General features: G+C 66.0%; 21 protein-coding genes. 12 read left to right on the top strand and 9 right to left on the bottom strand.

Annotated elements, in window-relative coordinates:
* Positions 1 to 32: 32 nt before the first annotated feature.
* On the top strand, positions 33 to 1685 hold the full coding sequence (locus AC1VVM_RS07845; RefSeq protein ID WP_482903452.1) for an alpha-amylase family glycosyl hydrolase: 1653 nt from the start codon (positions 33 to 35) through the stop codon (positions 1683 to 1685).
* Between the two features lie 151 nt (positions 1686 to 1836).
* Positions 1837 to 3120 (top strand): cyclic di-GMP phosphodiesterase, encoded by a 1284-nt coding sequence (locus AC1VVM_RS07840; RefSeq protein ID WP_482903451.1) that lies wholly within the window; start codon positions 1837 to 1839, stop codon positions 3118 to 3120.
* A 460-nt stretch (positions 3121 to 3580) separates the two neighbouring features.
* On the opposite strand, the gene AC1VVM_RS07835 is transcribed toward AC1VVM_RS07840, so the two are convergent.
* The gene (locus AC1VVM_RS07835; RefSeq protein WP_132389162.1) at positions 3581 to 5146 is read right to left on the bottom strand and encodes a bifunctional GNAT family N-acetyltransferase/carbon-nitrogen hydrolase family protein; all 1566 of its coding nucleotides are present in this window, start codon (positions 5144 to 5146) and stop codon (positions 3581 to 3583) included.
* A 118-nt stretch (positions 5147 to 5264) separates the two neighbouring features.
* On the opposite strand from AC1VVM_RS07835, the gene AC1VVM_RS07830 reads away from it, so the two are divergent.
* Positions 5265 to 5531 carry a hypothetical protein gene (locus tag AC1VVM_RS07830; protein ID WP_482903450.1) on the top strand — a complete coding sequence of 89 codons (267 nt, stop codon included), beginning with the start codon at positions 5265 to 5267 and terminating at the stop codon, positions 5529 to 5531.
* Between the two features lie 312 nt (positions 5532 to 5843).
* On the opposite strand, the gene queF is transcribed toward AC1VVM_RS07830, so the two are convergent.
* Complete coding sequence (gene queF, locus AC1VVM_RS07825; RefSeq protein WP_207904722.1) at positions 5844 to 6305, bottom strand: preQ(1) synthase; 462 nt, start codon at positions 6303 to 6305, stop codon at positions 5844 to 5846.
* Between the two features lie 189 nt (positions 6306 to 6494).
* Between queF and AC1VVM_RS07820 the strand changes: the two genes are divergently transcribed.
* Positions 6495 to 7787 (top strand): hypothetical protein, encoded by a 1293-nt coding sequence (locus AC1VVM_RS07820; protein WP_482956279.1) that lies wholly within the window; start codon positions 6495 to 6497, stop codon positions 7785 to 7787.
* Positions 7788 to 7848: 61 nt separating this feature from the next.
* On the top strand, positions 7849 to 9081 hold the full coding sequence (metC, locus tag AC1VVM_RS07815; protein ID WP_482956336.1) for a cystathionine beta-lyase: 1233 nt from the start codon (positions 7849 to 7851) through the stop codon (positions 9079 to 9081).
* 165 nt (positions 9082 to 9246) lie between these two features.
* Here the strand turns inward: metC and AC1VVM_RS07810 are convergent, their stop codons facing one another.
* A complete protein-coding gene (locus tag AC1VVM_RS07810) occupies positions 9247 to 10146 on the bottom strand; it encodes a GGDEF domain-containing protein (RefSeq protein WP_132389154.1) in 900 nt (299 codons plus the stop codon).
* 287 nt (positions 10147 to 10433) lie between these two features.
* Positions 10434 to 11153, bottom strand: coding sequence for a helix-turn-helix domain-containing protein (locus AC1VVM_RS07805; RefSeq protein ID WP_132389152.1), 720 nt, complete (start codon positions 11151 to 11153; stop codon positions 10434 to 10436).
* A 549-nt stretch (positions 11154 to 11702) separates the two neighbouring features.
* On the opposite strand from AC1VVM_RS07805, the gene cobA reads away from it, so the two are divergent.
* From cobA to AC1VVM_RS07780, 5 genes are all read left to right on the top strand, one after another.
* Positions 11703 to 12476 carry a uroporphyrinogen-III C-methyltransferase gene (gene cobA, locus AC1VVM_RS07800; RefSeq protein ID WP_482903448.1) on the top strand — a complete coding sequence of 258 codons (774 nt, stop codon included), beginning with the start codon at positions 11703 to 11705 and terminating at the stop codon, positions 12474 to 12476.
* Positions 12473 to 12769 carry a DUF2849 domain-containing protein gene (locus AC1VVM_RS07795; RefSeq protein WP_482956278.1) on the top strand — a complete coding sequence of 99 codons (297 nt, stop codon included), beginning with the start codon at positions 12473 to 12475 and terminating at the stop codon, positions 12767 to 12769. The genes cobA and AC1VVM_RS07795 overlap by 4 nt, the downstream gene beginning before the upstream one ends.
* Positions 12769 to 14403, top strand: coding sequence for a nitrite/sulfite reductase (locus tag AC1VVM_RS07790; protein WP_482956277.1), 1635 nt, complete (start codon positions 12769 to 12771; stop codon positions 14401 to 14403). Before AC1VVM_RS07795 ends, AC1VVM_RS07790 begins: the two co-directional genes overlap by 1 nt.
* Positions 14404 to 14489: 86 nt before the next feature.
* Positions 14490 to 14921, top strand: a complete 432-nt coding sequence (locus AC1VVM_RS07785; RefSeq protein ID WP_482903446.1) for a DUF934 domain-containing protein — start codon at positions 14490 to 14492, stop codon at positions 14919 to 14921.
* 46 nt (positions 14922 to 14967) lie between these two features.
* Positions 14968 to 15771 carry a phosphoadenylyl-sulfate reductase gene (locus tag AC1VVM_RS07780; RefSeq protein ID WP_132389142.1) on the top strand — a complete coding sequence of 268 codons (804 nt, stop codon included), beginning with the start codon at positions 14968 to 14970 and terminating at the stop codon, positions 15769 to 15771.
* 87 nt (positions 15772 to 15858) lie between these two features.
* Here the strand turns inward: AC1VVM_RS07780 and AC1VVM_RS07775 are convergent, their stop codons facing one another.
* Genes AC1VVM_RS07775 through AC1VVM_RS07765 form a run of 3 tightly spaced genes read right to left on the bottom strand, consistent with a single transcriptional unit; the run spans position 15859 to position 18055 of the window.
* The gene (locus AC1VVM_RS07775) at positions 15859 to 16227 is read right to left on the bottom strand and encodes a hypothetical protein (protein ID WP_482956276.1); all 369 of its coding nucleotides are present in this window, start codon (positions 16225 to 16227) and stop codon (positions 15859 to 15861) included.
* A complete protein-coding gene (locus AC1VVM_RS07770) occupies positions 16224 to 17060 on the bottom strand; it encodes a proline dehydrogenase (RefSeq protein ID WP_482903444.1) in 837 nt (278 codons plus the stop codon). Before AC1VVM_RS07770 ends, AC1VVM_RS07775 begins: the two co-directional genes overlap by 4 nt.
* Entirely contained in the window at positions 17057 to 18055 is a 999-nt protein-coding gene (locus AC1VVM_RS07765) for a GNAT family N-acetyltransferase (protein ID WP_482903443.1), read from the bottom strand. Before AC1VVM_RS07765 ends, AC1VVM_RS07770 begins: the two co-directional genes overlap by 4 nt.
* 324 nt (positions 18056 to 18379) lie before the next feature.
* Between AC1VVM_RS07765 and AC1VVM_RS07760 the strand changes: the two genes are divergently transcribed.
* The gene (locus AC1VVM_RS07760) at positions 18380 to 19582 is read left to right on the top strand and encodes an MFS transporter (RefSeq protein ID WP_482903442.1); all 1203 of its coding nucleotides are present in this window, start codon (positions 18380 to 18382) and stop codon (positions 19580 to 19582) included.
* A gap of 97 nt (positions 19583 to 19679) precedes the next feature.
* On the opposite strand, the gene AC1VVM_RS07755 is transcribed toward AC1VVM_RS07760, so the two are convergent.
* Complete coding sequence (locus AC1VVM_RS07755) at positions 19680 to 20228, bottom strand: dihydrofolate reductase family protein (protein WP_132389132.1); 549 nt, start codon at positions 20226 to 20228, stop codon at positions 19680 to 19682.
* Between the two features lie 366 nt (positions 20229 to 20594).
* Positions 20595 to 24200 (bottom strand): trifunctional transcriptional regulator/proline dehydrogenase/L-glutamate gamma-semialdehyde dehydrogenase, encoded by a 3606-nt coding sequence (gene putA, locus AC1VVM_RS07750; RefSeq protein WP_482956275.1) that lies wholly within the window; start codon positions 24198 to 24200, stop codon positions 20595 to 20597.
* A gap of 98 nt (positions 24201 to 24298) precedes the next feature.
* Here putA and AC1VVM_RS07745 point away from each other — a divergent pair, with 98 nt between their 5' ends.
* Entirely contained in the window at positions 24299 to 24772 is a 474-nt protein-coding gene (locus AC1VVM_RS07745) for an Lrp/AsnC family transcriptional regulator (RefSeq protein WP_482903440.1), read from the top strand.
* Positions 24773 to 24777 lie beyond the last annotated feature (5 nt).

The raw sequence follows: 24777 nt of genomic DNA, 5'->3' as shown, positions 1-24777 counted from the left end.
GCACGCTCCGCCAGCCTTCGCGAAAGGTGCGCATGACCCTGGACCATACCCCTGCGGATACCCCTCTGGGCGAGCCTGCCGAAACATCGCCTGACTCGTCCGCCCGCCCATGGTGGCAGGGCGCGGCGATCTATCAGATCTATCCCCGCAGCTTTCAGGACAGCAACGGGGACGGCGTGGGCGATCTGGCCGGGATCACCCGCCGGCTGGACTATGTGGCGGCGCTGGGCGTCGATGCGATCTGGATATCGCCCTTCTTCACATCCCCGATGCGCGATTTCGGCTATGACGTGGCCGATTACTGCGGGATCGCCCCGGTATTCGGCACGATGGCGGACTTCGACGCGCTGGTCGCCCGCGCGCACGAACTGGGCCTGAAAGTCCTGATCGATCAGGTCTATGCACACACTTCGGACCTGCATCCGTGGTTCGCGGAAAGCCGCCAGAACCGCGACAACCCGAAAGCCGACTGGTACGTCTGGCAGGATCCAAACGAGGACGGCACCCCACCCAACAACTGGCAATCGGTGTTCGGCGGCCCGGCATGGACCTGGGACGCGCGGCGGCGGCAATATTACATGCACACGTTCCTCAAGGAGCAGCCGCAACTCAACATGCACAATCCGCAGGTGCAGGACGCGGTGCTGGCCGTTGCGCGGTTCTGGCTGGAGCGCGGGGTGGACGGCTTCCGGCTCGACGCGCTGAACCACGCGATGCACGATCCGGAACTGCGGAACAATCCGCCCGCCCCCGAAGACGGTCGCACGCGCAGCCGTCCTTTCGATTACCAGATCAAGAAGTACAGCCAGTCGCACCCCGGCATGGTAGCGGTGGTCGAAAAACTGCGCGCGGTCTGCGACGAATTCCCCGGCGTCCACACCGTGGCGGAGATCGGCGGCGATCATCCGCAGGCTGACCGGCGCGCCTACACGGCGGGCGATCACCGGCTCAACAGCGCCTATGGCTTCGACTTCCTCTATGCCCCGGCGCTGACGGCCGGGTTCGTGGCCGAGACGCTGGCGCGCTGGGAACTCGCTCCCGGAGAAACCGGCGGCTGGCCAAGCTGGGCCTTCGAAAACCACGACGCTCCGCGCGCCGTCTCGCGCTGGTGTACGCCCGAGGATCGCCCCGCTTTCGCTCGCGTAAAGATGGCGCTGCTCACGGCGCTGCGCGGCAATGTGATCGTCTATCAGGGCGAGGAACTGGGGCTGGTTCAGGACGAGATTCCTTTCGAGCAATTGCAGGACCCGGAAGCCATCGCCAACTGGCCGCTCACTCTCTCCCGCGACGGCGTGCGCACGCCGTTCCCATGGGAAGAGGCCGCATCGGGCGGCTTTACCACCGGCGCGCCGTGGCTGCCGATGTCCGGCGAGAACCTCGCGCGCGCCGCTGCGGTGCAGGAAGCCGATTCGGAATCGTTGCTGCACTTCACGCGCCATGTCCTGTCGCTGCGAAAGGCGATCCCCGCGCTCCATCACGGCAGCCTGATCGACTGCACGGCCGACGGTTCGCTGCTGACTTTCGAGCGCGACGCGGGGACCGCGCGGGTGCGCTGCTTGTTCAACCTCTCGGCGGAACCGATAGACCTGCCCGAACCGGCCGAGGGCATGATCGTGCTCTCGGTAAACGGCGCCGATCACGACCATCTGCCCGCTTATGGCGCGCTCTGGCTGGGGATCGCCTGAGGCCTGCGCTCAGGAAATCGGATTTGCCGCGCGATCCCGCCCGCGGCGGCAAAATCCTTCTATAATAAGTATACTTACTGATCCTACCGCGAACGTCGAGACAGCCTTGCCCGCGTTATCGCGGGGGTCGGCACCACATCGCGGGTTTGGCATGGTTCTCAAGCGCATATCGCCGTCGCAAGTCGAATTGGGGATGTACATCCAGTCCTTCCACGGCAACTGGCTGCGCCACCCGTTCTGGCGCGCGCAGTTCCTGGTAGAGGACGTGGAACGGCTGGAAACCGTCCGCAACAGCGAACTCGACGCCGTCATCATCGACACCGAGCGCGGCGCCGACGTTCCCGCCGAAGACCCGCCCGCCCCCGCGCCGACCGCGCCGTTCCACATGCGACCGGTGCAGCGCCGCATGGCCTCCGTCCCGCCGCCCCGGGGTGCGATCATCGCCAACGGCGCCTCGCTGCGCTCCGGTCCGATCCCGATCAGCCGCGAATTCGGCAATGCCCGGCTGGTGGCCGGCAAAGCCCGCAAGACGGTTTCCAAAGTCTTCCTCGCAGCCCGGCTGGGCAAGGCGCCGCGCGTGATCGAAGTCGCCCCGGTGGTCGATGACATTCACGCCTCGATCGAGCGCAATCCTTTCGCTTTCTCCGGCCTGATGCGTTGCAAGTCCGACAGCGAACCCGTCTATCGCCACATGCTGGCGACCAGCGCGCTGATGGTCTCGCTGGCGCGGCAGATGCGGTTGCCCCCGGGCGAATCGCGGCTTGCGGGGATGGCCGGGCTGCTGCTCGATATCGGCGTGGCCCGGCTCGACGTGGAGATCGGCGACGAGGCTGGCGGCATCGCCCGGCTCGATCCCCGGCTCTGGGAGCGCCACACCCTGATCGGCCGCGACCTGCTGGAAGCCGCCGGCGACATGCCCGATGCAGTACTGCACGCGGTGGGCCGTCATCACGAACACCTTGACGGCAGCGGCTGCCCACTCGCCCTGACCGACCGGGATCTCGACCTGTTCTCGCGCATGGCGGCGATCTGCGATTTCTACGACCTCGCCTGCTGCGGCGCCCTGACCGGCACGGTGGAAGACCCGTCGCACGTGCTGGCCCACATGAGCGAGCGGCCGAACCTCTACGACGCCGAGATCGTCGCCCGCTTCATCGAGGCGGTGGGCGTCTATCCGATCGGCTCGTTCGTGACCTTGCGCTCGGGCCGCATCGCCATGGTCGTCGATCAGGATCCCGAGGCGCCGGAATTGCCGACCGTCCATGCGTTCTATTCGGCCGAGACCGGGCGTCACGTCGGCGGGCACACCATCGCCCTGGCCCATTGCTATGGCGAGGATGCGATCATGGGTGTGGCCCGGCTGGAAAACTACGCCCTGCCCCCGGCCAGTACGCTGCGCGAGCGGATCTCGGCGCAGATCCAGCGGATGGTTTAGTTCGCGCGGAATGGTGGGTGGCCAGCGGGGATTCTGATCCAAGACCTTCCTTTCCGGATGCGCCTAAATTGCGGAAGCTGGGATGACGATCGAGGAATGGCAGTTCCCCGCGTATCGTCATCCTGAAACAAGTTCAGGATGACGTGAAGGAGGAGGAAGTTTCGCATCTTCCCAAATCTGGCTATCCTGCGCGATCCGCCGCCAAAACAGCCACAACCACTTTCCAATTGATTGACTGTCTGACCTGACCCCAACCCGCTCAGGCTGAGCTTGTCGAAGCCCCGTCGGCGTAGCGCTGATCCAGCATCCTTCGACAAGCTCAGGATGAGCGGGATGAGGGAGAGCCAGCCCTAGACAAGCTGAGCCAAACACCCCCGTCGCCCCCGCGAAGGCGGGGGCCCCGCCTTCGCGGGGACGACGGGTGAGGCTCAATCCAAAGAACTTGCGAGCAGTCCGCTCCTCACCCGGGCTGCTGCGTCCACTCCACCCGGTACAGGTCGAACCGCCGGTCCTTCAGGTTCTGCACCGCCCCTGCCTGACGCGCGGTCAGCAGCGCGTCCAGACTGAGGTCGGCAATCGCGATCGTCTCGGTATTGGGCGCGGTATCCGCCGCCACGCCGTCGCGCGCGAAGGGGAAGTCCGAAGGCGTCAGGATCGCGCTTTCGGCATAGTGCACGTCCATGTTCTCCACGTTCGGCAGGTTCCCCACCACGCCGGAAGTGACGACATAGCACTGGTTCTCCACCGCGCGGGCCTGACAGCAGTAGCGCACGCGCAGGAACCCGCGCCGCTCGTCGGTGCAGAACGGCACGAACAGCATCAGCGCGCCCTGGTTGACGAGGTGGCGGGCCAGTTCCGGGAACTCGCTGTCGTAACAGACCATCACCCCGATCGGCCCGCAGTCGGTGGGGATCACATTGGCGCCGTAGCCGCCCTTGATGTTCCACCACTTGCGCTCGGACGGCGTGGGATGGAGCTTCTGCGTCTCATGCACCGCCCCGTCGCGCAGGAAGGTATAGGCGATGTTGCGAATCTCGCTCTTGCTGCCGCCCAGCTTCACGCGGGTGGGATGCGATCCGCCGACGATGTTGATGTTGTAGCTCACCGCCATGCGCTGCATGAATTCGACGAAGCGCTCGGTATAGGTCGCGATCTTTTCGATGGCCTGCGCCGGCTCCAGCTTGGTTTCCTCGATCGAGAGCAGTTCCAGCGTGAACAGCTCCGGGAAGACCACGAAGTCGCTCTCGTAATCGGCGGCCACGTCGATCCAGTATTCGACCTGTTCCTCGAACTGGTCGATGGTCTCGATCTTGCGCATCATGAACTGCACGGTGGCGACGCGCACGCTGGAGGGCACGCGCTCCTTGAAGCCCGGGATCGCCTTGCCGGTGTCGCGCGGGGCGAGCGGGTTGGTCCAGTACATGATCACGGCGTTGCCGCCGCTCTCGCGGTCGTTGGGCAGATAATCCGGCAGGATCCCGCGCGGCTCGTAGCCCTCGTTCATCTGGAAATTGATGACCTGATCGCGCAGCTTCTTGTTCTTCACCGCCTCCAGATAGTCCGCCGGGTTCGGGTACTGGCGCTTGCGGCGCGAATAGCCGGGCATGCGGCCGGCGAAGGCAATGCCTTTCAACTCGAAATACTGGCAGACTTCCTTGCGCTTGCGATAGAGCCGCTGGCCGATGCGCAGGCGCCGGTAATCGGGATCGACGCAGACCTCGAAGCCATAGAGCACGTCGCCCCCATCGGCAGGCGGGCGGCCGTAGCCGCCGTTGCTGATCTCTTCCCAGGTATGCGGGCGGAATGCCTGATCGGCGGTGACGATCATCGTCGCACAGTGGCCGACCACTTTGCCTTCGTACTCGGCGACGAACTGGCCTTCGGGGAAATTGATGACCTGCCCGCGAATTTCGGCGCGGGTGAAGCCGTCCGGCTTGCCGTAGACCTTGGTGGAAAGCCGGGCGATGGCGGGCGCATCGGCAACCGTCGCGGGGCGGATGATGAGCTTGGCTTTGATCTGATCCATGAGCCAAGGTTTACGCGCGGGAAGGCCAGCGGTTCCAGCCCCGAAAACGAGTCTTTTTCGTTGTATGGCGGGATATTTCCGGCGTGCCGACCGTTCTACCGGGCAAAGGAGAAAGATCATGAGCGCAGCCCTCATCGCCCTTGCCCTGTTCGGCTGCAGCGACGACGGGTCCGCTTGCGAGCGCCTCCCCATTCCCGTCCAGACTTACGAGAGTCGTGCCGCTTGTACGGCGCGGCTGGACGATGCGCTGGCCACGCAGGACGCCCTGCGCGCCGATGCGCCGACCGTCTATGCCCAGTGCCTGACGACGCGACAGCTTGCCGCGCTCGGCAAGGGCACGGTCGATCTGACGCGGTTCAACGATGTGCGGTTTGCCGCCCGATAGGAAGGGCCAAGTTAGAGAACGCAACCCGGCGCGGACTTCCGGGGACACGGCGCAAGCCGTCTGGAGGGAAAGCTCGGGGATACGGGGGCGCCGGATCGGCCCGGCGCCCCCGTTTCATTTTGGCCCGTTTCATATGGAGAGCGGCGTCTCTGTCCTCTCCGGCACGGGGAGGGGGACCGCTCCCGCTCATCCTGAGCTTGTCGAAGGAAGGGTGGTGGAGGGGATTCTCCACTCGGGACGACGCTTAAAGACGCAACTCCCCTCCGTCAGCGCTGCGCGCTGCCACCTCCCCGTACCGGGGAGGACAAGAGGTTAGCCCCGGCCGCGATAACCCGGCACGCCCTGATCGGGCACCCACAGGCCTTCCGGCGCCGCGCCGGACTGCCAGAACACGTCGATGGGAATGCCGCCGCGCGGGTACCAATAGCCGCCGATGCGCAGCCAGCGAGGCTTCATCTCGTCGAACAGACGCTGGCCGATGCCGACGGTCACGTCCTCGTGGAAGCCATTATGATTGCGGAAGGCGCCAAGGAACAGCTTGAGGCTCTTCGATTCGACGATGGTCGCCTCGGGCGCGTAGTCGATCACGAGATGCGCGAAATCGGGCTGGCCGGTCACCGGGCAGAGCGAGGTGAACTCGGGCGCGGCGAAACGCACCAGATAGAGGCTGCCCTGACGCGGGTTGGGCACATAGTCGAGCACGGCTTCCTCGGGCGAGGCGGGCAGATGGCTCGCCTGGCCGAGGTGCAGCGGGGTCATGGGGGTTTCGGTCATGCCGCCTTGATAGGTTCGCGCGCGGACTCGTTCAAGGCGCGCGCTATATCCGTACAAACTCGTTCGGCGGATTTGTCCGCGGCCACCGGTTCGGCTATGATGGCTCTCGTCTCGTCGCGGCGGCACCATACATTAACACAAGGTTCAGCGCCTGCCCGCTTCCGCGCTGGAGGGATGATGCGGGGCAAAATGACAAGAACTGGTACTCTTTCGGTAAATGCGGCGCTGGCGGGCGCCCTGATCGTGGCCGGCTACGCCGTGCCCGCTTCAGCGCAGGCCACCTGGAGCCTGCCGCCCGGACCCAACGCCACCGATACACCGCGCCCGCAGGGCCCGGTCGACGCGCAGGCCCCGGTCGTGCGCCCAAGCGACGCGCCTTCCGAAGCGCCACGCCCGGCGCCGAGCCCGCCCGTCCTAGTCGCCGCGCCGCCGCCCCCGGCGGCCGCCAAGCAGGCACAGACGCCTGCTCCGGCTCGTCCGGAACCGCGCGCCACCGCGACACCGGCACCGCAGAAGGCACCACAAACGGCAACGCCGGCCCCGGCCGCCGCAAGCCCGCAACCTGTGGCGACGCCGGAAAATACCTCGCCCTTCGTCCCGGGACCCGCCGCCAGCGAGAGCCCCGCGCCTGCGCCATCCGTGGCCGCACCGGCAGAAACCGCGCCTGCTGCAACGGCAGAGCACTGGCCCGACTGGTGGTGGGCGATCCCGATCGCGCTGCTGCTGGTGGCTGGCGGCATCGTCGCCCTGCTGCGCCGCCGCACCGCGCCGGCCACCGCATGGGCCGAAGCCGGCCTTGAACCGGAAGCCGAGGAAGAGGACGCTCCCGAACTGGCGGAAGCTCCGAAGCCAACGCCTGCCCCCATCACTGCTGCCCCGCGTCCGGCGCCCGTCGTGCCGCCCGCGGCAAAGCCGCTGGCGTCCGCCATCGTTTCGCCCTTGCCGAAGGCCGCCCCCTTGGCGCGTGCCGAATGGACGCTCGAACCCGTGCTGCTGCGCCAGTCGCTGGTCTATGCGACGTTGCAGTACCGGCTTACGCTGACCGCGCCCGCCTCGGGGCTGGCCGAGGGCGCGTCTGTCGCGGCCGACATGATCGCCGCCCATGCCTCGCTCTCGCAGACCGAACAGCTTGCGCCTGATCCGGCCTCGGTACCGCTGCGCCACCGCTTCGGGGCGCTCGAACCCGGCGAGACGCGCGAAGTGAAGGGCGAGATCCAGCTGCCGCTCAATGCCATCCGCGCGGTGCGGCAGGGCGATGCCGCGCTCTTCGTGCCGCTTGTGCGCCTGTTCCTCACGCTGCCCGACGGTTCGATCGAGCGCCGGGTGTTCTCGCTCGGCCAACCCGGTGCGGGCGCGGGCCTTGCGCCGCTGCGCGTGGACACCGGCCCGCGCGACCATGCGCCGATCCTCGCCCGCGAGATCGAAGGCGCCCGCTCGATCGGCGGCGCTGCGCCTTCCGGGGTTCCGGAAGCGGCGGAATAGGCCATCGGCCCTCTCGACCCCCGCTGATGCCCGGACTAGGGTTTCCCGCCGAGCTGCGGAGATTCCCTTGAGCGACTTCGAAAATATCGACGACCTGTCCCCCGCCACCAAGCTGGTCGCGGGCGGCCGCCGCAAGGACTGGACGGGGGCGGTCGTCAATCCGCCGGTCTGGCGGGCGAGCACGCATCTTTACGAGAACACTGCCGCGCTGGCCGAAGGGCCGCGCCATAACGAGGACGGCCGCTTTTTCTACGGCCGCCGTGGCGCGCCGACGCAGTGGGCGCTCTGCGATGCCCTCACCCAGCTTGAGCCCGGCGCGGCGGGCACGGTGATCTATCCTTCCGGCGTCGCCGCCATTGTCGGCGTCATGCTCACCCTGCTGCTCCCCGGCGACGAACTGCTTATCACCGACAATGCCTATGACCCCACCCGCTCGATGGGGCTTGGCCTGCTGACCGACTTCGGCGTGACCACGCGGTTCTTCGATCCGCTCGACCTTGCCGCTTACGAGGCTGCCTTCACGGAGCGCACGCGTGCAGTCATGCTGGAAGTGCCCGGCAGCCTGTCGATGGAAGTCTGCGACGTGCCCGCGCTGACCCGCATCGCCCGTGAAAAGGGCGCGATTTCGGTGCTCGACAATACCTGGGCCAGCTCGCTCGGCTTACACGGCCTGCGCAAGGGTGCCGATATCACGGTGATGGCGCTGACCAAGCATGTCGGCGGCCATTCGGACCTGATGATGGGCTCTGCCAGTGCCGGGCCGGAGCTTTACGCCAAGCTGCGCAACCGCGCGCAGCAACTGGGCAACGTGGTCTCTCCCGACGACGCAGCGCTGGCGTTGCGCGGCCTGCGCACGCTGGGGGTGCGGTTGAAGCAGGGAACCGAGACGGCGCTGAAGATCGCCCGGTTCCTCGCCGACCGATCCGAAGTGGCGCAAGTTCTCTGCCCGATGCTTCCCGACGCATCGGGCCATGACCTGTGGCTGCGCGATTTCACCGGCGGCTGCGGCCTCTTCAGCGTAGTGTTCAAGGATGTGAGCGTGGCCCAGCGCAATCGCTTCGTCGACGCGTTGCGGCTGTTCGGGATCGGCTATTCGTGGGGCGGCTTCGAAAGCCTCTGCATCCCCATCGCGCCGGCCGGCTATCGCTCGATCATGCCTTGGCCGCCCGAGGCGGAAAACCCGGAGGACCGCCCCAGAAATTCACAGGGCGTACGCTTCTCGATCGGCCTTGAGGACGCGGGCGACCTGATCGCCGATATCGAGCAGGCGCTGGAGGCGATGAAGGCCGCCTAGGTCTCACCGCCGTTTTTGGCGGCCATGCATTCGAATTTGATGATGAGCCGCCAGATCCATCACTTCGTCGCCCCCGCGAAGGCGGGGGTCCCGCTGCCTTGAAACTTCCCGTTTTGGACTGGCGTTCGGACTGGGAGCAAGCAATCCGCAGGAACGCCCGCGCCTTTACGCCGCCACGCGGCGCGGCTTCTCCATTTCCAGACGGTTGCGCCCCTTGGCCTTGGCGCAGAACAGCGCCAGTTCCGCACGCTCGATAGTGCTGTCCAGACTCTCGGCGATCTGTGCGACACTGCCGCTGGCGGTGATCGCCATGCGGCTTTCGCCCACGGTCTGGCGAAGGTCCGCCAGCGTCGCCACCACGCGGCTGCAGATCGCCTGCGCCTGCGAGGGGCTCGTGCGCGGCAACAGCACCGCAAAGCGCTCCGAACCGATGCGCGAGATCAGGTCGTCGCTCCGCAGCATCTCGCGTAGGAGGTCGGCGAAGACGCGCAGCACATCATCGCCGGTGTGCTGACCGTACTTCATGTTGATGGTGCGGAAGAAATCGATCGAGAACATCGCCAGACAGCCGTCCATCCCGGCATCGACCATGTGTTCGAGCATCGAGATGAAGGCGGCGCGATTGGTCAGGCGCGTGAGCGGATCGGTGTAAGTCGCCGCGAAAAGCTGGTCCTTGAGCACCCGCTTCTCGTCGATACTGCGCATGACCGCCAGCGCGCCGTACACCGTGCCCTGATCGTCGCGCAGCGCGCGGGCCTGCAATTCGAACCAGGTGTCGCGGTCATCGTTCGAGACGGCGGGAAATTCGACCCAGCGCTCCGTCTGTTGCCCGGCCAGTGCCGCATCGAGTTCGCGCGCCACCGCCGCCCGGGCGCTGTCGGCCACGAGATCGAGCACATGCGGCCCGATCCGGTCCGCCTGCAAGCGCACGCCAAGCCGCTCTATCCCCGGCGAGGCGTGGACGATGAAACCGTCACTATTGGTCTTGAGGATGACGTCCGACGTGGCCTCCGCAAGAAGGCCGTACAGCGTCCAAGATTCCTGGAATGTGAATTCCATTCCCATGCATAGTGCCCCGGTGCCGATGGATCGCAAAACGATCGCAAGGAACAAACGGCCTCCCGAAGCGAGCAGTTAGCAGACGCGCACCCATGGAAATGAGTAAAACCGACTACCAATCGAACGACTTCGAGCGACCCAAACAACGCCTCAAGCGCAAATTACGTTAGCCCTGTTATCTAACACACTTTGTCTTAAGTAATTGTTATTCCTATATTTACCATTGGGTAACTGAGTCGCAAAGGCGTTTCTCGGAAAAGACACGCCTCTGTTCGGCCCGAATCAGGACAAGATCACAATTCGATCATGATCTTGATCTTGTCGGGCGTGGTCTCCACCGCGGCAGCGATCTGTTCGCGGCAACGGGCAATGAGTTCTGGAAGCCCAGCGACAGTACGCCCCGGGCGCAGTTCGGACGTGCCCACACCCAGCTCGCGGGCGATCGCATCGAGCCGCTCCTCGATCGGGCGGGCCCGGCCCTGCTCCCAGGCCCAGACGGTGGGCTTGCTGACTCCCAGCCGCATGGCGAGTTCGCCCTGCGTCAGCCCGCGCTCCTTGCGCAGCCGATGCAGACGCTCCCCAAGACTTTCCCCGCCGATGGCCGCCGGGGCATTGCCGCCGGTCCCACCAGTGGAGACATCCGGGAAGCCATTCGTGGGAAGCTCGAAGCCGGGCTGGACCGCACTGCGCAATTGCGCCGCGCTCAGCGCCGCCCTTGGCAGCACGCGGTCGAACGCGCAGCCGTAGAGCTTGCCACTGGACCAGACCACGCGTGCGGGCGTGAGCCCCACCTCGGGCAAATCCAGCTCGATCGTCTCGCCGGGTGCAAGCACGGAATCGCTTTCAAGAAGCAGCCCCGTCTCGGAAAAATTGTGAACCAATACGGGCATATCCCTGGCAGTGGCACTCGATCCTTGCGTTTCGAGCATCAGCTTGCGGCGGGGTGCACGTATGCGGTCGCCGTCGGTCATGACAGCTGCGGGGTTAACTTCGAAATGTGCCTCAATGGGCATTGCGCGATCTCCAGGAGGCGCAAGGCTCTCCTCCCTGGGTTAAGATTCCGTTAGCGCACCGGCTAATCATCACCGGAACACGGCTAACCACTTACCCACCCTATCCACCTGCGATCGCAGTCTTAGAACCCACAGTTCACTTGTAGACAGAAGGAGGTAAGCCTGGACAGCATCTTGCGACCACCCGCACCAGATCTGCGCCAGATCAATTGAAGATCAATTGACAATTATCCGCGACGTTCCTTATCTATTTTTACTAATGCATATTCACCATAACTCGAAATTTTCCAGCCAGATCAAGATCTTGATGCGGTTCGACATGCATTCACCGCACTCCGGACGTCGAGTCCTGTGCATTAAACACGTTTTATCGTAGAGCACAGTTCGGAAAAACCGAGAGTGCACCCGTAAAATATTCCCGATCAGAGTCGGAATGCGGCGGGGATCGTTGCAACCGAAAACATTTTCCAGAGCCCCTAAAGCCGCTCTTGCCCCCTGCAAAGCCATTCTGGCTGGCATCGGCCTCATGGGGGGACCATGTGCGCCACCATGCAACCGAATCCCGCTTCCATTGGCCGAGTCTTTCTGGTCGGCGCCGGCCCCGGCGATCCGGACCTTCTGACCCTGCGCGCCGCGCGGCTGGTGATGAATGCCGCGCTGATCGTGCATGACGGGCTGGTCGATCCGGCGATCCTGTCGATGGCGCGCCCTTCCGCCCGTCTGATCTCGGTGGCCAAGGCCCGTTCGCGCCACACCATGAAGCAGGAGGAGATCAACGCCCTCCTCGTGCGCGAGGCGCTGGCCGGGAACGACGTCGTGCGCCTGAAGGGCGGCGATCCCTTCGTGTTCGGCCGCGGGGGCGAGGAAGCCGAAGCCTGCCGCGCCGCCGGGGTTCCGGTGGAAGTGGTGCCCGGCATCTCGTCCGCGTTGGGCGCTGCCGCCGCCGCGCAGATCCCGCTGACGCACCGCGACCATGCCTCGATCGTCAGCTTCGTGGCCGGCCAGTGCAAGGGCCTGACCGATCAGGACTGGTCCGGCCTTGCCGGCAAGGGCCGGACCCTGGTGATCTTCATGGGCCTTGCGACCGCCGCCCAGATCACCGAAAAGCTGATCGCGGACGGCCTGACGCCCGACGTTCCCGTCGCGGTGATCGAAAAGGCCACGCGGGGCGACATGCGCGTGATGCGCGCGTCGCTCGCCGGCCTTGCAGACCTTGTTGAGCGGGAACGGGTGGCCAGCCCCGCGCTCATCGTCATCGGCGCTGTCACCGCGCAGCCCGATACCATCGTAAGCGCAACAGCGCTGGAGGCAGTACAACAGTGAAGATCCTGACGGGCAACGACCTCAAGACCGGGGCGGTCATCTGGTGGACCGGCGTAAGCTGGTCGCTGGATGTCAACGATTCCGCCGACGTGGGCGAGCATGGTGCCGCCCTTGTCGCGCGTGAGGAAGGGGCCCGCAATGTCGTCGGCGCCTATATCGTCGATGGCGCGAAGTCCGATGAAGGCGTGCGTCCCGCCCATATCAAGGAGCGTATCCGCGCTCTCGGGCCGACCGTTCGCCCCGATCTGACGCTCAAGCCGTCCGACCCCGAAGCCGTGAACTGGGTGATCTGATGTACAAGTATGACGAATACGACCAGCAGATGGTCGATACCCGCGTCGCGGAATTCCGCGATCAGGTCCGCCGCCGCCTCGCCGGTGACCTTACCGAGGACCAGTTCAAGCCGCTGCGCCTGCAGAACGGCCTCTACCTCCAGCTGCACGCCTACATGCTGCGCGTCGCGGTGCCCTATGGCACGCTGAATTCCGCGCAGATGACGCTGCTGGGCGATATCGCGGACAAGTACGACCGCGGCTACGGCCACTTCACCACGCGCCAGAACATCCAGTACAACTGGATCAAGCTGGAAGACACGCCCGACATCCTGGCCGAACTCGCCAAGGTGGAGATGCATGCCATCCAGACCAGCGGCAACTGCATCCGCAACATCTCGTCCGACCAGTATGCGGGCGCCGCTGCGGAAGAAATCGTCGATCCGCGTCCTTACGCCGAACTGCTGCGCCAGTGGTCCAGCTTCCACCCGGAATTCCTGGTGCTGCCGCGCAAGTTCAAGATCGCCGTCATCGCGTCGGAAACCGACCGCGCGGCGATGCGTCTGCACGACATCGGCATCAAGATGGTGAAGAACGACGCCGGCGAGATCGGCGCCCAGTTCTACGCCGGTGGCGGCATGGGCCGCACCCCGATGATCGCCCCGCTGATCCGCGAATTCGTGCCGCTGGACCAACTGATCACGTATTCGGAAGCCTGCCTGCGCGTCTACAACCGTTATGGCCGCCGCGACAACAAGTACAAGGCACGCATCAAGATCCTCGTCCACGAACTGGGCCGCGACGAATACGTCCGCCAGGTGGAGGAAGAGTTCGCGCACCTGCTGACCCAGCCGATCGAGCCGCCGCTGGCCGAGCTGGAGCGGATCAAGACCCACTTCGTCGATCCCGGCTTCGAGGCCGGCGCCTCGGACGAGCTGGACCTGACCGATCCCGACTTCCGCCTCTGGGTGGAGCGCAACACGCATGCCCACAAGCAGGCGGGCTATGTGATCGCCACGGTTTCGCTGAAGCCCGTGGGCGGCATCCCCGGTGACGCCACCGGCGAACAGATCCGCCTGATGGCCCAGTTGGCCAAGGACTACAGCTTCGACGAACTGCGCGTGACCCACGCCCAGAACATCGTCTTCCCGCACGTGAAGAAGGCCGACCTCTACACCGTGTGGCAGGCGCTGGACGCAGCGGGCCTGTCGACCGCCAATCTCGACACCGTGGGCGACATCATCGCCTGCCCCGGCCTCGACTATTGCGCGCTGGCCAATGCCCGCTCGATCCCGGTGGCGCAGAAGATCTCCGAACGCTTCGGCAGCGCCGAGCGTCAGGCCGAACTGGGCGAACTGAAGCTGAAGATCTCCGGCTGCATCAATGCCTGCGGCCACCATCACGCGGGCCACATCGGCATCCTCGGCGTCGACAAGAAGGGGCTGGAAAACTACCAGCTCCTGCTGGGCGGCAGCGAGGGCGCGGACACCTCGCTCGGCCAGATCACCGGCCCCGGTTTCACCGAGGACGGCGTGGTCGATGCCATCGAAAAGGCCACCGAAGTCTATCTCGCCAACAAGCAGGGCGAGGAACGCTTCCTCGACACCTATCGCCGTATCGGCATGGACCCGTTCAAGGAAGCGATCTATGGTTGATTCCGCCACCACCGCTCGTGCTGAGCTTGTCGAAGCACGCTGCAATCCGTTCACCCTTCGACAGGCTCAGGATGAGCGGGGGCTCCATGGTTGATGTGCAATTCCGCTTTCGTGAAGACGAAGCGGTCAACGATCCGGCGGTGACCGTCGATTCCTTCGGCGAGCAGTCCAACGCCACCGCCGTCCGCATCGAGCCCGGCGACGACGCGCGCGACCTGCTGCCGCATCTGAACCGTCTCTCGCTGGTGGAAGTGAGCTTCCCCGCCTGGACCGACGGCCGTGGTTACTCCTCGGCCCGTATCCTGCGCGAAGCGGGCTATGCGGGCGAACTGCGTGCCGTGGGCGATCTCGTGATCGACATGCTCTCGCACCTCAAGCGCTGCGGCTTCGACGCCTTCGCGCCCGACAAGGCCCTCAACGAGCAGGACGCGCAGAATGCGTTCGAGCGTTGGGAGAACGTCTACCAGGCCACCGGCGTCGATGGCCGCCAGGCGATCTGGGCCAAGCGCCACGGCTGATTTCCGCCTCAATAACCGGAAAATCGCCGTCAAAAGGGACCACCCGATGACCCGTACCGAAGTGACTCGCATTCGCGACCTGATCGACACCGGCCCTCGTTTCGACGAGGCCGATGCCGTGCGCCTGAACCGCCTGTTCCGCGGCACCGACACGAACGAAATGCTCGAAACGGTTCTCAAGGAAGGCATGGCCGGCGATATCGCGATCGTGTCCAGCTTCGGTGCGGAATCGGCGGTTCTGCTGCATCTCGTCGCCTCGGTCGATCCTTCGGTGGCAGTGCTGTTCCTGGAAACGGGCAAGCACTTCCCCGAAACGCTGGCCTACCGCGACCAACTGGTCGATCGGCTGGGCCTGACCAACCTGATCAACCTGCTGCCCGACGCGGAAGAACTGGCGAAGAAGGACGAGAGCGGGCTGCGCTGGTCCTACGACCCGGACGGCTGCTGCGAGATCCGCAAGGTGAAGCCGCTGGAAAAGGCGCTGCTGAACTACGACGCCTCCTTCACCGGCCGCAAGGCGTTCCAGAACTCGACCCGCGCCACACTGCCGCGCTTCGAGATCGACACGACCGACGCGCAGGGGCGCCTGAAGGTCAACCCGCTGATCGACTGGAACCCGGACCGCATCGCCGCCTATATCGCCGAGCACGACCTGCCCCCGCATCCGCTGGTGGCGCAGGGCTATCCGTCGATCGGCTGCATGCCCTGCACCAGCAAGGTGGCGGCAGGCGAAGACCCCCGCTCGGGCCGCTGGCGCGGGTGGGACAAGACCGAATGCGGCATCCACGTCGCCCATCCCACGACCGACCACACCGACCAGAACGCGCCGGAGTTCGGGCTGGATCTGTGAGTTTGGTAGGAAGTCTGCTGTCGGCGGACTTCCTATCATCCATCTTGCCTACTCATTCGCCCAGACCGGCGCCGAACGTTTAGATCTTCAAAGGCCGAGACGTTGTTCGAGGACGCTCAGTCTCATTTCATGGCGATCAATCGCCCCCCGATAAGATGGGCACCTGCGACTAATCGGGATGATATACACGTCCGGCAAACCGCCATAACGGACCTTCATTGCTTTATCGATGCGCTTTTCCCGGTCAGCAAATCGCATTTTGTACCATGCCTCCGCTTGACGAGCACTCATCCCTCGGCAACGCGCCTCGTTGAAGGCCCCATCCGCAATCGAAGAACGCCAAAGCGAGACATCATCCAGAGCCTGTATCTTCCGGCGATCTTCATCGTTCGTTGTGGCGCAGCCGGAAACTGCCAAAAGCACGGCAAGGCCGAGAAGATATGACCGAACCTTCATCGCTTGCCCTTCAAGCGATCCTGCACCCACCACTTCGGCAGATAAGGCCGTTCGACCAGTTTCTCGGCGGCGTAGGGCCACCAGCCCGGGCCGAAGGGCCAGTAGAGCCGCACTGGCGCGCCGAGTTCGACCGCCACCCGGCTGCTGCGCTTCATGGGAAGGCCGCGCAACTGTTCCAGTTCGCAGGGGGTACCCGAGGCTCTCAGGATCTCCAGCGCCGCGCGGGCCAGAGTCGGGTCGTGCGTGGCTACGCCCACCGGCGCGGATCGTCCGGCGAGCAGGCGCACCAATTCGAGAAATGCCACCGAAAGGTCGCCCGCGTCGCTATCCGGATCGGCCCACTCGCCCTTGACCAGACGGATGCGCACGGGCGCGTCGCGCAAGCGTTCGGCGTCGGCCGCGCTGCGCTGCCAGCGGGCAGGGAGCGCAGTGCCGCTTGTGCCGTATTCGCCGGCCAGCCACTCGACCAGATCGAGCGTCGGCCCCGCCTGCGCGTGGGTCAGCGCGTCGAACACCACGGTCATGCCCGCCGCGCTGGCCGGAGTGGCGACGGCGCGCAGCAGGTCCTTGTCGAAATGGAGTGGGGACGCCTTGATAGCCAGGCACGTGCCCGGAACCGCGCCGTTCAAGGCGCGTGACAGGGCCCCGCAGGCGGTCACGATCCCGCCCGGTACGCCGTCCCACGCCGGAAAGTAGCTGAGCGTCGCGGCCATACCCCGTCTGTGCAAGGAAACCGCCGCCCGCGCTGCTGCCGCCGCGTCGGGCGCGGGAGCCACAGCCTCCACCGTGCGCGAGAAGGCCACACGCAATTTTGTGCCGATGCCTGCGCTCATCCGCGGCCCGGTCGCCGCTGCCACAGCCAGTTGGCCGCCTCCACCACGAGCGCGGCAAGGCCGTGGAGGTTGAACGGATAGGTCTGGAGCCGCACGCAGGCCATCGCCTCGCGCGTCCAGACATCCATGATCCACGGCTCCACTTCGCCCAGCAATTCGATGCCCAGCAGCCCTCGCCCGGTGGCATCGGCCAGCGCATGAAGCATCAGCAGATTGCCGGGAGACACGCGCGAGAAGGCGGTGTCGAACCCGATCTTGAACAGCCAGTAACGGCGCTGGAATTCCACCGCGAGCTGCATCGCCACGGCCTTGCTGCCGATCCGCATGAAGGCCACGCGGCAGGCACCCTCCCCACTCGCGCGGCTCAGAAAATCGCGGAAGAACGCAGCCTTGACCGGATCGCATCCCAAAGCCGTACCCGCATCGCCCTTCCAGCCGCTCCGTTCGATCTCCACCGCCTCGTCGAACAGGGCGTCGAACGTGGCGCGGCTGGGCGCGTGCATTTCAAAAGTGACTTCGCCTTCGGCCTCCGCCCGGCGGCGGGCCCGGCGGAAATCGGAGCGGCGGCCCGCGTTGAAGCGCGCCTCGGGATCGGGCGCGGCGGGGTCTATGGCAATCGTCGGGCATCCCGTGGCGGGGCGGACGACCAGCAGGCCCCTGCCCTTCATCGCCGTGCCGAGCGCCGCCACCAGGGGAGAATCCGTCGGCACCCGCTCCAACCGCAACGGACGCCTGAGCCGCGCCAGCTCCTGCCCCAGCGCGGCGGCGGCCACATCATCGCGGCACAGCGCATCGACCGGTTCGTAGACCTGTCGCTCACCCGCCACATGCCAGCGCCCGAACCAGCCCGGCCGGCGGCACAGCGGCAGCAGCGCGATGGGCCGACCACTCTCACGGATCGCCACCACGCGTCGCACGCAGCCCGCCAGCATGGTGGCGACAAGCGCTTCGTAGAACGCGAGCATCTGCGACGGCAGCCGGGCGCTTGCCTCCAAGCGGCGCCAATCTTCCTGCGGAACGTCGCCGGATGAGCCGCGCGGGACACGCAGGCGCGCCTTCAGTCCGGACCTTTCCGGTCCGGCCCTCCGTTCGGCCTCTGGTGTTTCATGGCGCACGCAGCGATTCCCTTGGCGACATGTTGGTCGCCCCCCGCCAAAGCGATAGCGAGAATCTGCTTATCCGAAGTTAAAGCGCGTCCGCGCCGGATCACTTCGGTTGCGACTGCCGAACTTTAACATGCAGAAAACGCACCTCCGAATCGTATTGGCTTTGCGCCGGGTTGCAGTAAGGCCCAAATGCCCCCAATATTGCAGTGCAACATGACCAATCGAAACGCCTCTCATACCCACCCCGCACTCGTCACGCTCGCGCTGGCGATGGGCGCTTTCGCGATCGGCACGACCGAATTCGCGGCCATGAGCCTCGTGCCCTATTTCGCGCGCGATTTGCATCTGACTGAGCCGCAAGCGGGCCATGCGATCAGCGCCTACGCACTGGGCGTCTTCGTGGGCGCGCCGGTGATCGCGGTACTGGCGGCACGACTGGGGCGGCGGACGCTGCTGATCGGGCTGATGGCGCTGTTCGCGCTGGGCAACGGGCTTTCGGCCATGGCGCCGAGCTATCCGCTGCTGATCCTGTTCCGATTCCTCTCCGGCCTGCCGCACGGCGCCTATTTCGGCGTGGCAGCGCTGGTGGCCGCCTCCATGGTGCCGGAAAACCGGCGCGCGCAGGCCGTGGCCATGGTCATGTCGGGCCTGACGGTCGCCACCGTGATCGGTGTTCCCGCCGCCAACTGGCTGGGGCAGGCTCTGGGCTGGCGTGCAGGCTTTGCCGTCGTTTCGGTGCTGGCGCTGATTACCGTGGCTCTCGTCGCACTGTTCGCGCCGCACCAGCGGCCTTCGGAAGGCGCGAGCCCGATGCGCGAGCTGGGTGCATTGCGCCGTCCGCAAGTTCTGCTGACGCTGCTGACCGGCGCGATCGGCTTCGGCGGGCTCTTCGCGGTCTATACCTACATCGCCTCGACCATGATCGAAGTGACAAAAGTGCCCGAAACCATGGTACCGCTGGTACTGGCGGTGTTCGGCGTGGGCATGACCGTGGGCAACCTGTTCTGGGCCTGGGCGGCCGACCGCGCGCAGAGCCGCGCGGCGATCGGTGCGCTGCTGTTCAGCGCCTTCTCGCTGGCGCTGTTCCCCTTTGCGGCGGGCAATATCTGGACGCTGGTTCCGGTGATCCTGATGGTGGGCTTCTCCGGCGGCCTCGGCACAATCCTGCAAACGCGCCTGATGGACGTCGCGGGCGAGGCGCAGGCACTGGCCGCCGCCGCGCACCACAGCGCTTTCAACTTTGCCAATGCGCTGGGCCCGTGGCTGGGCGGGCTGGCGATCTCGGCGGGTTGGGGGCTGACCTCCACTGGATGGATCGGCGCGGGGCTGTCGTTGGGCGGTCTGGCAGTGTTCCTGCTGACGCTGGCGCATCACAAGCGCGGCGTGGAACTGGAAGCGGTTCCGGCCTGCGCCTGAGGCGCTCAATACGCTAGCTGCGCCCATTACTCTCCGTCATCCGCCTTCGCGGGGGCGACGAAGTAGTTTTTGATGGGGCGAGGTAGGCCGCGCCGGCCTAATTCTGGTCCCGCCGCTCCAGCCGCATGTGGACGGCGCTGGGCGTGTTCTCCATCTCGGACACGAAATAGTCCTCGAAGGGCATATCTTCATCGAACAGCGGCGCGCCCCTGCCCAGCGCACGGGACATTACGCGCAGCCAGATCTCATCCGCCTTGCCGGTGCTGAGCGCGGCACTAACCGTTCGCGCTCCGCCGATCACCAGCACCGCCCTCTCGCCCGCCACGTTCTGGGCCGCAGCGAAAGTGGAGGCGAAATCGGCGTGAAAGTGGAAGTGCAGCCGCGCATTCTCCCGCGGCGCGGGAACGGGGGCATGGTCGGTAACGACGAAGATCGGCACCTGAAGCTCGTAATTGTCGGCATACCAATCGGGATCGCCGCCCGCCGCGAAGGCATGGGCGCTCATCACCACGGCACCGCAAGTATCCGCCAGCCGCGCAACCATCTTGGCGCGCCGCGCGTCGTCGACCGGGAAAACGGTCACGCCATCGGCATCGGTCCAATATCCGTCGATGCTCGTGGCAGCCTCTACGATCATCCTGCCCATGGGTGTTTCTCCACCTGATATCCTACACCTGTGACGGTCGGTCGCAAAGATGTGAAGAATGGCGGGCCGTCCGGGTTGCCGGAAAGCGGACGAGACGGGCCTCAGCCGGGCTGCGGCGACTGTTTCCGGCGTGTTTCGTTTTCCTACAAGCGTGCGATTTGAGACTCTTGCGCCATGCGGCGCGGCACGACTCGAATTGCGGGCAGGATCAGCGGCTTGCCCTCTGGCGGCTGCTGCAAGGTGACACCGGCGAGATTTTCTCTGGACCGTGTCAACTGTGTCAACCGGCCTGTCACCTAGCGAAAACGACAACGGACCGCCCCCACGAAGGGAGCGGCCCGCCCGAGTCGCAGTGATGAAAGCGGATCAGCCGATCATCATCAGGCTGGCATTGCCGCCCGCCGCCGTGGTGTTGATCGAGGTGGAGACCTCTTCCAGCAACCAGGCACCATTGGGTCCCGCGCTGACGTGCACCGGCACAATCGGGCCGGACATCGCCGCCACGGCCTCGCAGGCGGCGCGCACGGCGGCGGCGTCACCCTCCACAAGGCAGGCCGCGAAGGCTTCGCCCGCGACGGGGTGGAACCGCGCCTCGATCTCGGCAGGCAGGCCGCCGGGGACGTCCATGCCCTCCACGGCAGCGGTGTTGCCGGTGGCCAGTACCGCTGCCATCTGCGCGAAGAGGCCGGCGCGGGTGGCCGGGCGCAGCAGCACGCGGCCGCGCGGGTGAAGCGCGTAGAGGTTGCGCTCGCCCACCGGGCCGGTCAGTTCCATCTCGGTGCCGAGGGCGGATGCCGCGCCGATCTTGCGCGCCTGGACAGCGGCGCTCGCCTCGCCCACGCTCTCAAGCCATGCGGCGAAGGCTTCCACCAGCGGCGCGCCGTGCCCTGCTGGACCGAGCACTTCGGGCGCCTTGGTGACCAGACGGCCGAGGTAGAGCGGACCGCCCGCCTTGGGGCCGGTGCCCGAAAGCCCGCGCCCGCCGAACGGCTGCACGCCGACGACCGCGCCGATGGTGTTGCGGTTGACGTAGAGATTGCCCGCCTTCACCGCCGAAGTGACGCGCTCCACCGTGGCGTCGAGGCGGGTGTGCAGGCCGAAGGTCAGGCCATAGCCGGTGCCGTTGATAGCATCGATCAGACCCGGCAGATCGTCGCGGCGGAAGCGGACGACATGGAGTACGGGGCCGAAGACCTCTCGGCCAAGCTGGGCGATGCTGTCGATCTCGACGATGGTGGGGGCGACGAACGTGCCCTTTGCACACTCGGCGGGGATCGCCACCTGCTCCACCTTGCAGCCGCGTGCCTTCATCGTCTCAATATGCGCGGCGATGTTGGTCTGCGCCTCTGCGGTGATGACCGGGCCGATGTCGGTCGCCAGCGTCTGGGTATTGCCGACGGAGAGTTCAGCCAGCGCGCCCTTCAACATCTTCAAGGTGCGGTCGGCCACGTCTTCCTGAAGGCACAGCACGCGCAGCGCCGAGCAGCGCTGACCGGCGGAGTCGAAGGCAGAGGCGATGACGTCCGCCACCACTTGCTCGGCAAGCGCGGAGGAATCGACGATCATCGCGTTCTGGCCGCCGGTCTCGGCAATCAGCGGAATGGCACGGCCATCCGCCGAGGTGCGACCCGAGAGCTGCTTCTGGATCAGGCGCGCGACCTCAGTGGAGCCCGTGAACATGACGGCGGCCACTTGCGGCGCGGCCACCAGCGCGGCGCCGACCTTGCCGTCGCCCGGAACCAGTTGCAGCGCGTCGGCCGGAACCCCGGCCTCATGCAGGATGCGGACGGCTTCGGCGGCGATCAGCGGGGTCTCTTCGGCGGGCTTGGCCAGCACGGTATTGCCGGCGACGAGCGCGGCGGCAACCTGCCCGGCGAAGATCGCCAGTGGGAAGTTCCACGGGCTGATGCAGACGACGGGGCCGAGGGCGACTTGCTCCGCACCGAACGTCGCGCGGGCCTGCTGCGCGTAATAGCGCAGGAAGTCGATCGCCTCGCGCACTTCGGCAATGGCATTGGCGGCCGACTTGCCGGCTTCGCGGATGACAAGACCCATCAGCTCGCCGATCCGCGCCTGCATCATGTCGGCAGCGGCATCGAGCATGGCGGCACGGTCGGCCACCGGCGTACCGCCCCAGCGGCTGATCGCGGCGCGCGCGACCATGACGGCGGCGGCTTCGGGCGCTACTTCCATCACCTTGCCCACCACGTCGCGGTGGTCGGCGGGGTTCAGCACGTCGCGCACCTTGCCCTGCGCATTGGCCGGCATGGCGAACCATTCGCGCGTCACGGAGGCCTGAAGTGCGGCGGTGAGCGCGGTCAGCGCCGTCTCGTCGGCCAGATCGATACCGGCGGAGTTGCGGCGACCAGCGTAGAGGCCGGCAGGTGCGGCGATCTCGCTATGGCGCGCGCCGGGCTGCGGCATGGCGCGGACGATGTCGACCGGATCGGCAACCATCTCGTCCACCGGCACCGCCGGATCGGCAATGCGGTTCACGAACGAGGAGTTCGCGCCGTTCTCCAGCAGGCGGCGCACGAGGTAGGCCAGCAGCGTCTCATGCGTGCCGACCGGCGCGTAGATGCGGCAGGGACGGTCCAGCTTGTCCTTGCCGACGACCTGCGAATAGAGCGGCTCGCCCATGCCGTGCAGGCACTGGAACTCATACTTGCCGATGGCGAAGTCCGGCCCGGCAAGCTGGTAGATCGTCGCCAGCGTCTGCGCGTTGTGGGTGGCGAACTGCGGGAACACCGCGTCCGGCGCGGCCAGCAGCTTCTGCGCGCAGGCGACGTAGGACACGTCGGTATGGACCTTGCGGGTGAACACCGGGAAATCGGCCAGCCCATCGACTTGCGCGCGCTTGATTTCGGCATCCCAGTAGGCGCCCTTGACCAGACGCACCATCATGCGGCGGCCGGCGCGGCGGGCCAGATCGATGATCCAGTCGAGCACATAGGGGCAGCGCTTGCCATAGGCCTGCACCACGAAGCCAAGGCCGTCCCAGCCTGCCAGATCGGGATCGAGCGCCAGGCTCTCTAACAGGTCGAGCGAGAGTTCGAGGCGGTCCGCTTCCTCGGCATCGATGTTGAGGCCGATGTCGTAGCCCTTGGCGATCACCGCCAGCGCCTTCACGCGCGGCAGCAGTTCGCCCATCACCCGGTCCGCCTGCGCGCGGACATAGCGCGGGTGGAGGGCGGAAAGCTTGATCGAGATGCCGGGCCCGCCATAGACGCCGCGCCCGGCGCTGGCCTTGCCGATGGCGTGGATGGCATTGACGTAATCGATGTTGTAACGGTCCGCGTCGGCGGCGGTGGTGGCGGCTTCGCCCAACATGTCGTAGCTGTACTGGAAGCCCTTTTCTTCCAGTTCGCGCGCGCGCTTCACCGCTTCGTCGATGGTTTCGCCGGTGACGAACTGTTCGCCCATCAGGCGCATCGCCATGTCGACGCCGCGACGGATCACCGGTTCACCGGCGCGCGCGACAAGGCGCGTCAGCGCGGCGCCGAGGCCCTTGTCATCGACGCTCCCGACCAGCTTGCCGGTGACGACAAGGCCCCAGGTGGCGGCATTGACGAACAGCGACTTGCCATTGCCAAGGTGCGCACCCCAGTCGCCACCGGCGATCTTGTCGCGGATCAGCGCATCGCGGGTAGCATCGTCGGGAATGCGCAGCAGCGCCTCTGCCAGACACATGAGCGCGACGCCCTCCTCGCTCGACAGCGAGTATTCCTGCACCAGACCCTCGACGCCGGTGCCCTTGTGGTTGGCACGCAGCGTGGTGACGAGATTGCTGGCGGTGGCACGGACGGCGGCGCGGGTGGCGTCGGGCAGCGTCGCGGCGGCCAGCAGCGGGGCCATGCATTCGGCCTCGTCGCGGCGGAAGGCATCGGTGATGGCGCTGCGCAGCGCGGTCGGCGCGCTGACGGCGGGGGCGAAGGCAGCAAATGGGGCGGCGAATGGCGGGGTCTGGGTCATGCGCGCACAATATCGCGGGCGCACGTGGCAATCCGCCTTTTCACGCGACTTAAACAGGCCATATGGACTTATGTTCAAGCCATACCTAGTCTGTTCGCATGGCCAAACCGATCAAATCAGTCGATCTGGACGAACACGACCGCAAGATCATCGCAACGCTCAGAAACGATGGGCGGATCAGCGTCACCGAACTCGCGCGCGTAGTCGGCCTGTCCAAGACGCCCTGTCAGGTGCGGCTGCGGCGGCTGATCGATTCGGGGGTGATCCGGGGCTTTCACGCGGCAGTCGATCCGGCTGCGCTGGGGCTGGATCACGTGGCCTTCACCGAAGTGAAACTGTCCGACACGCGCGAGCAGGCGCTGAAGGAATTCAACGCGGCGGTGCGGCGCATTCCCGAAGTGGAGGAATGCCACATGCTGGCCAGCCACTTCGACTATCTGCTGAAAGTCCGCACCCGCGACATCCGCCGCTATCGCGAGGTGCTGGGGGAGAAGCTGTCCAATCTGCCCCACGTTTCCAGCACATCGACTTACGTCGCGATGGAGACGGTGAAGGATACCGGGAACGTGTGAGGTCG

The sequence above is a fragment of the Novosphingobium sp. BL-S-33 genome, from assembly GCF_056857025.1.
This window is presented reverse-complemented; position numbering and strand designations above follow the sequence as displayed.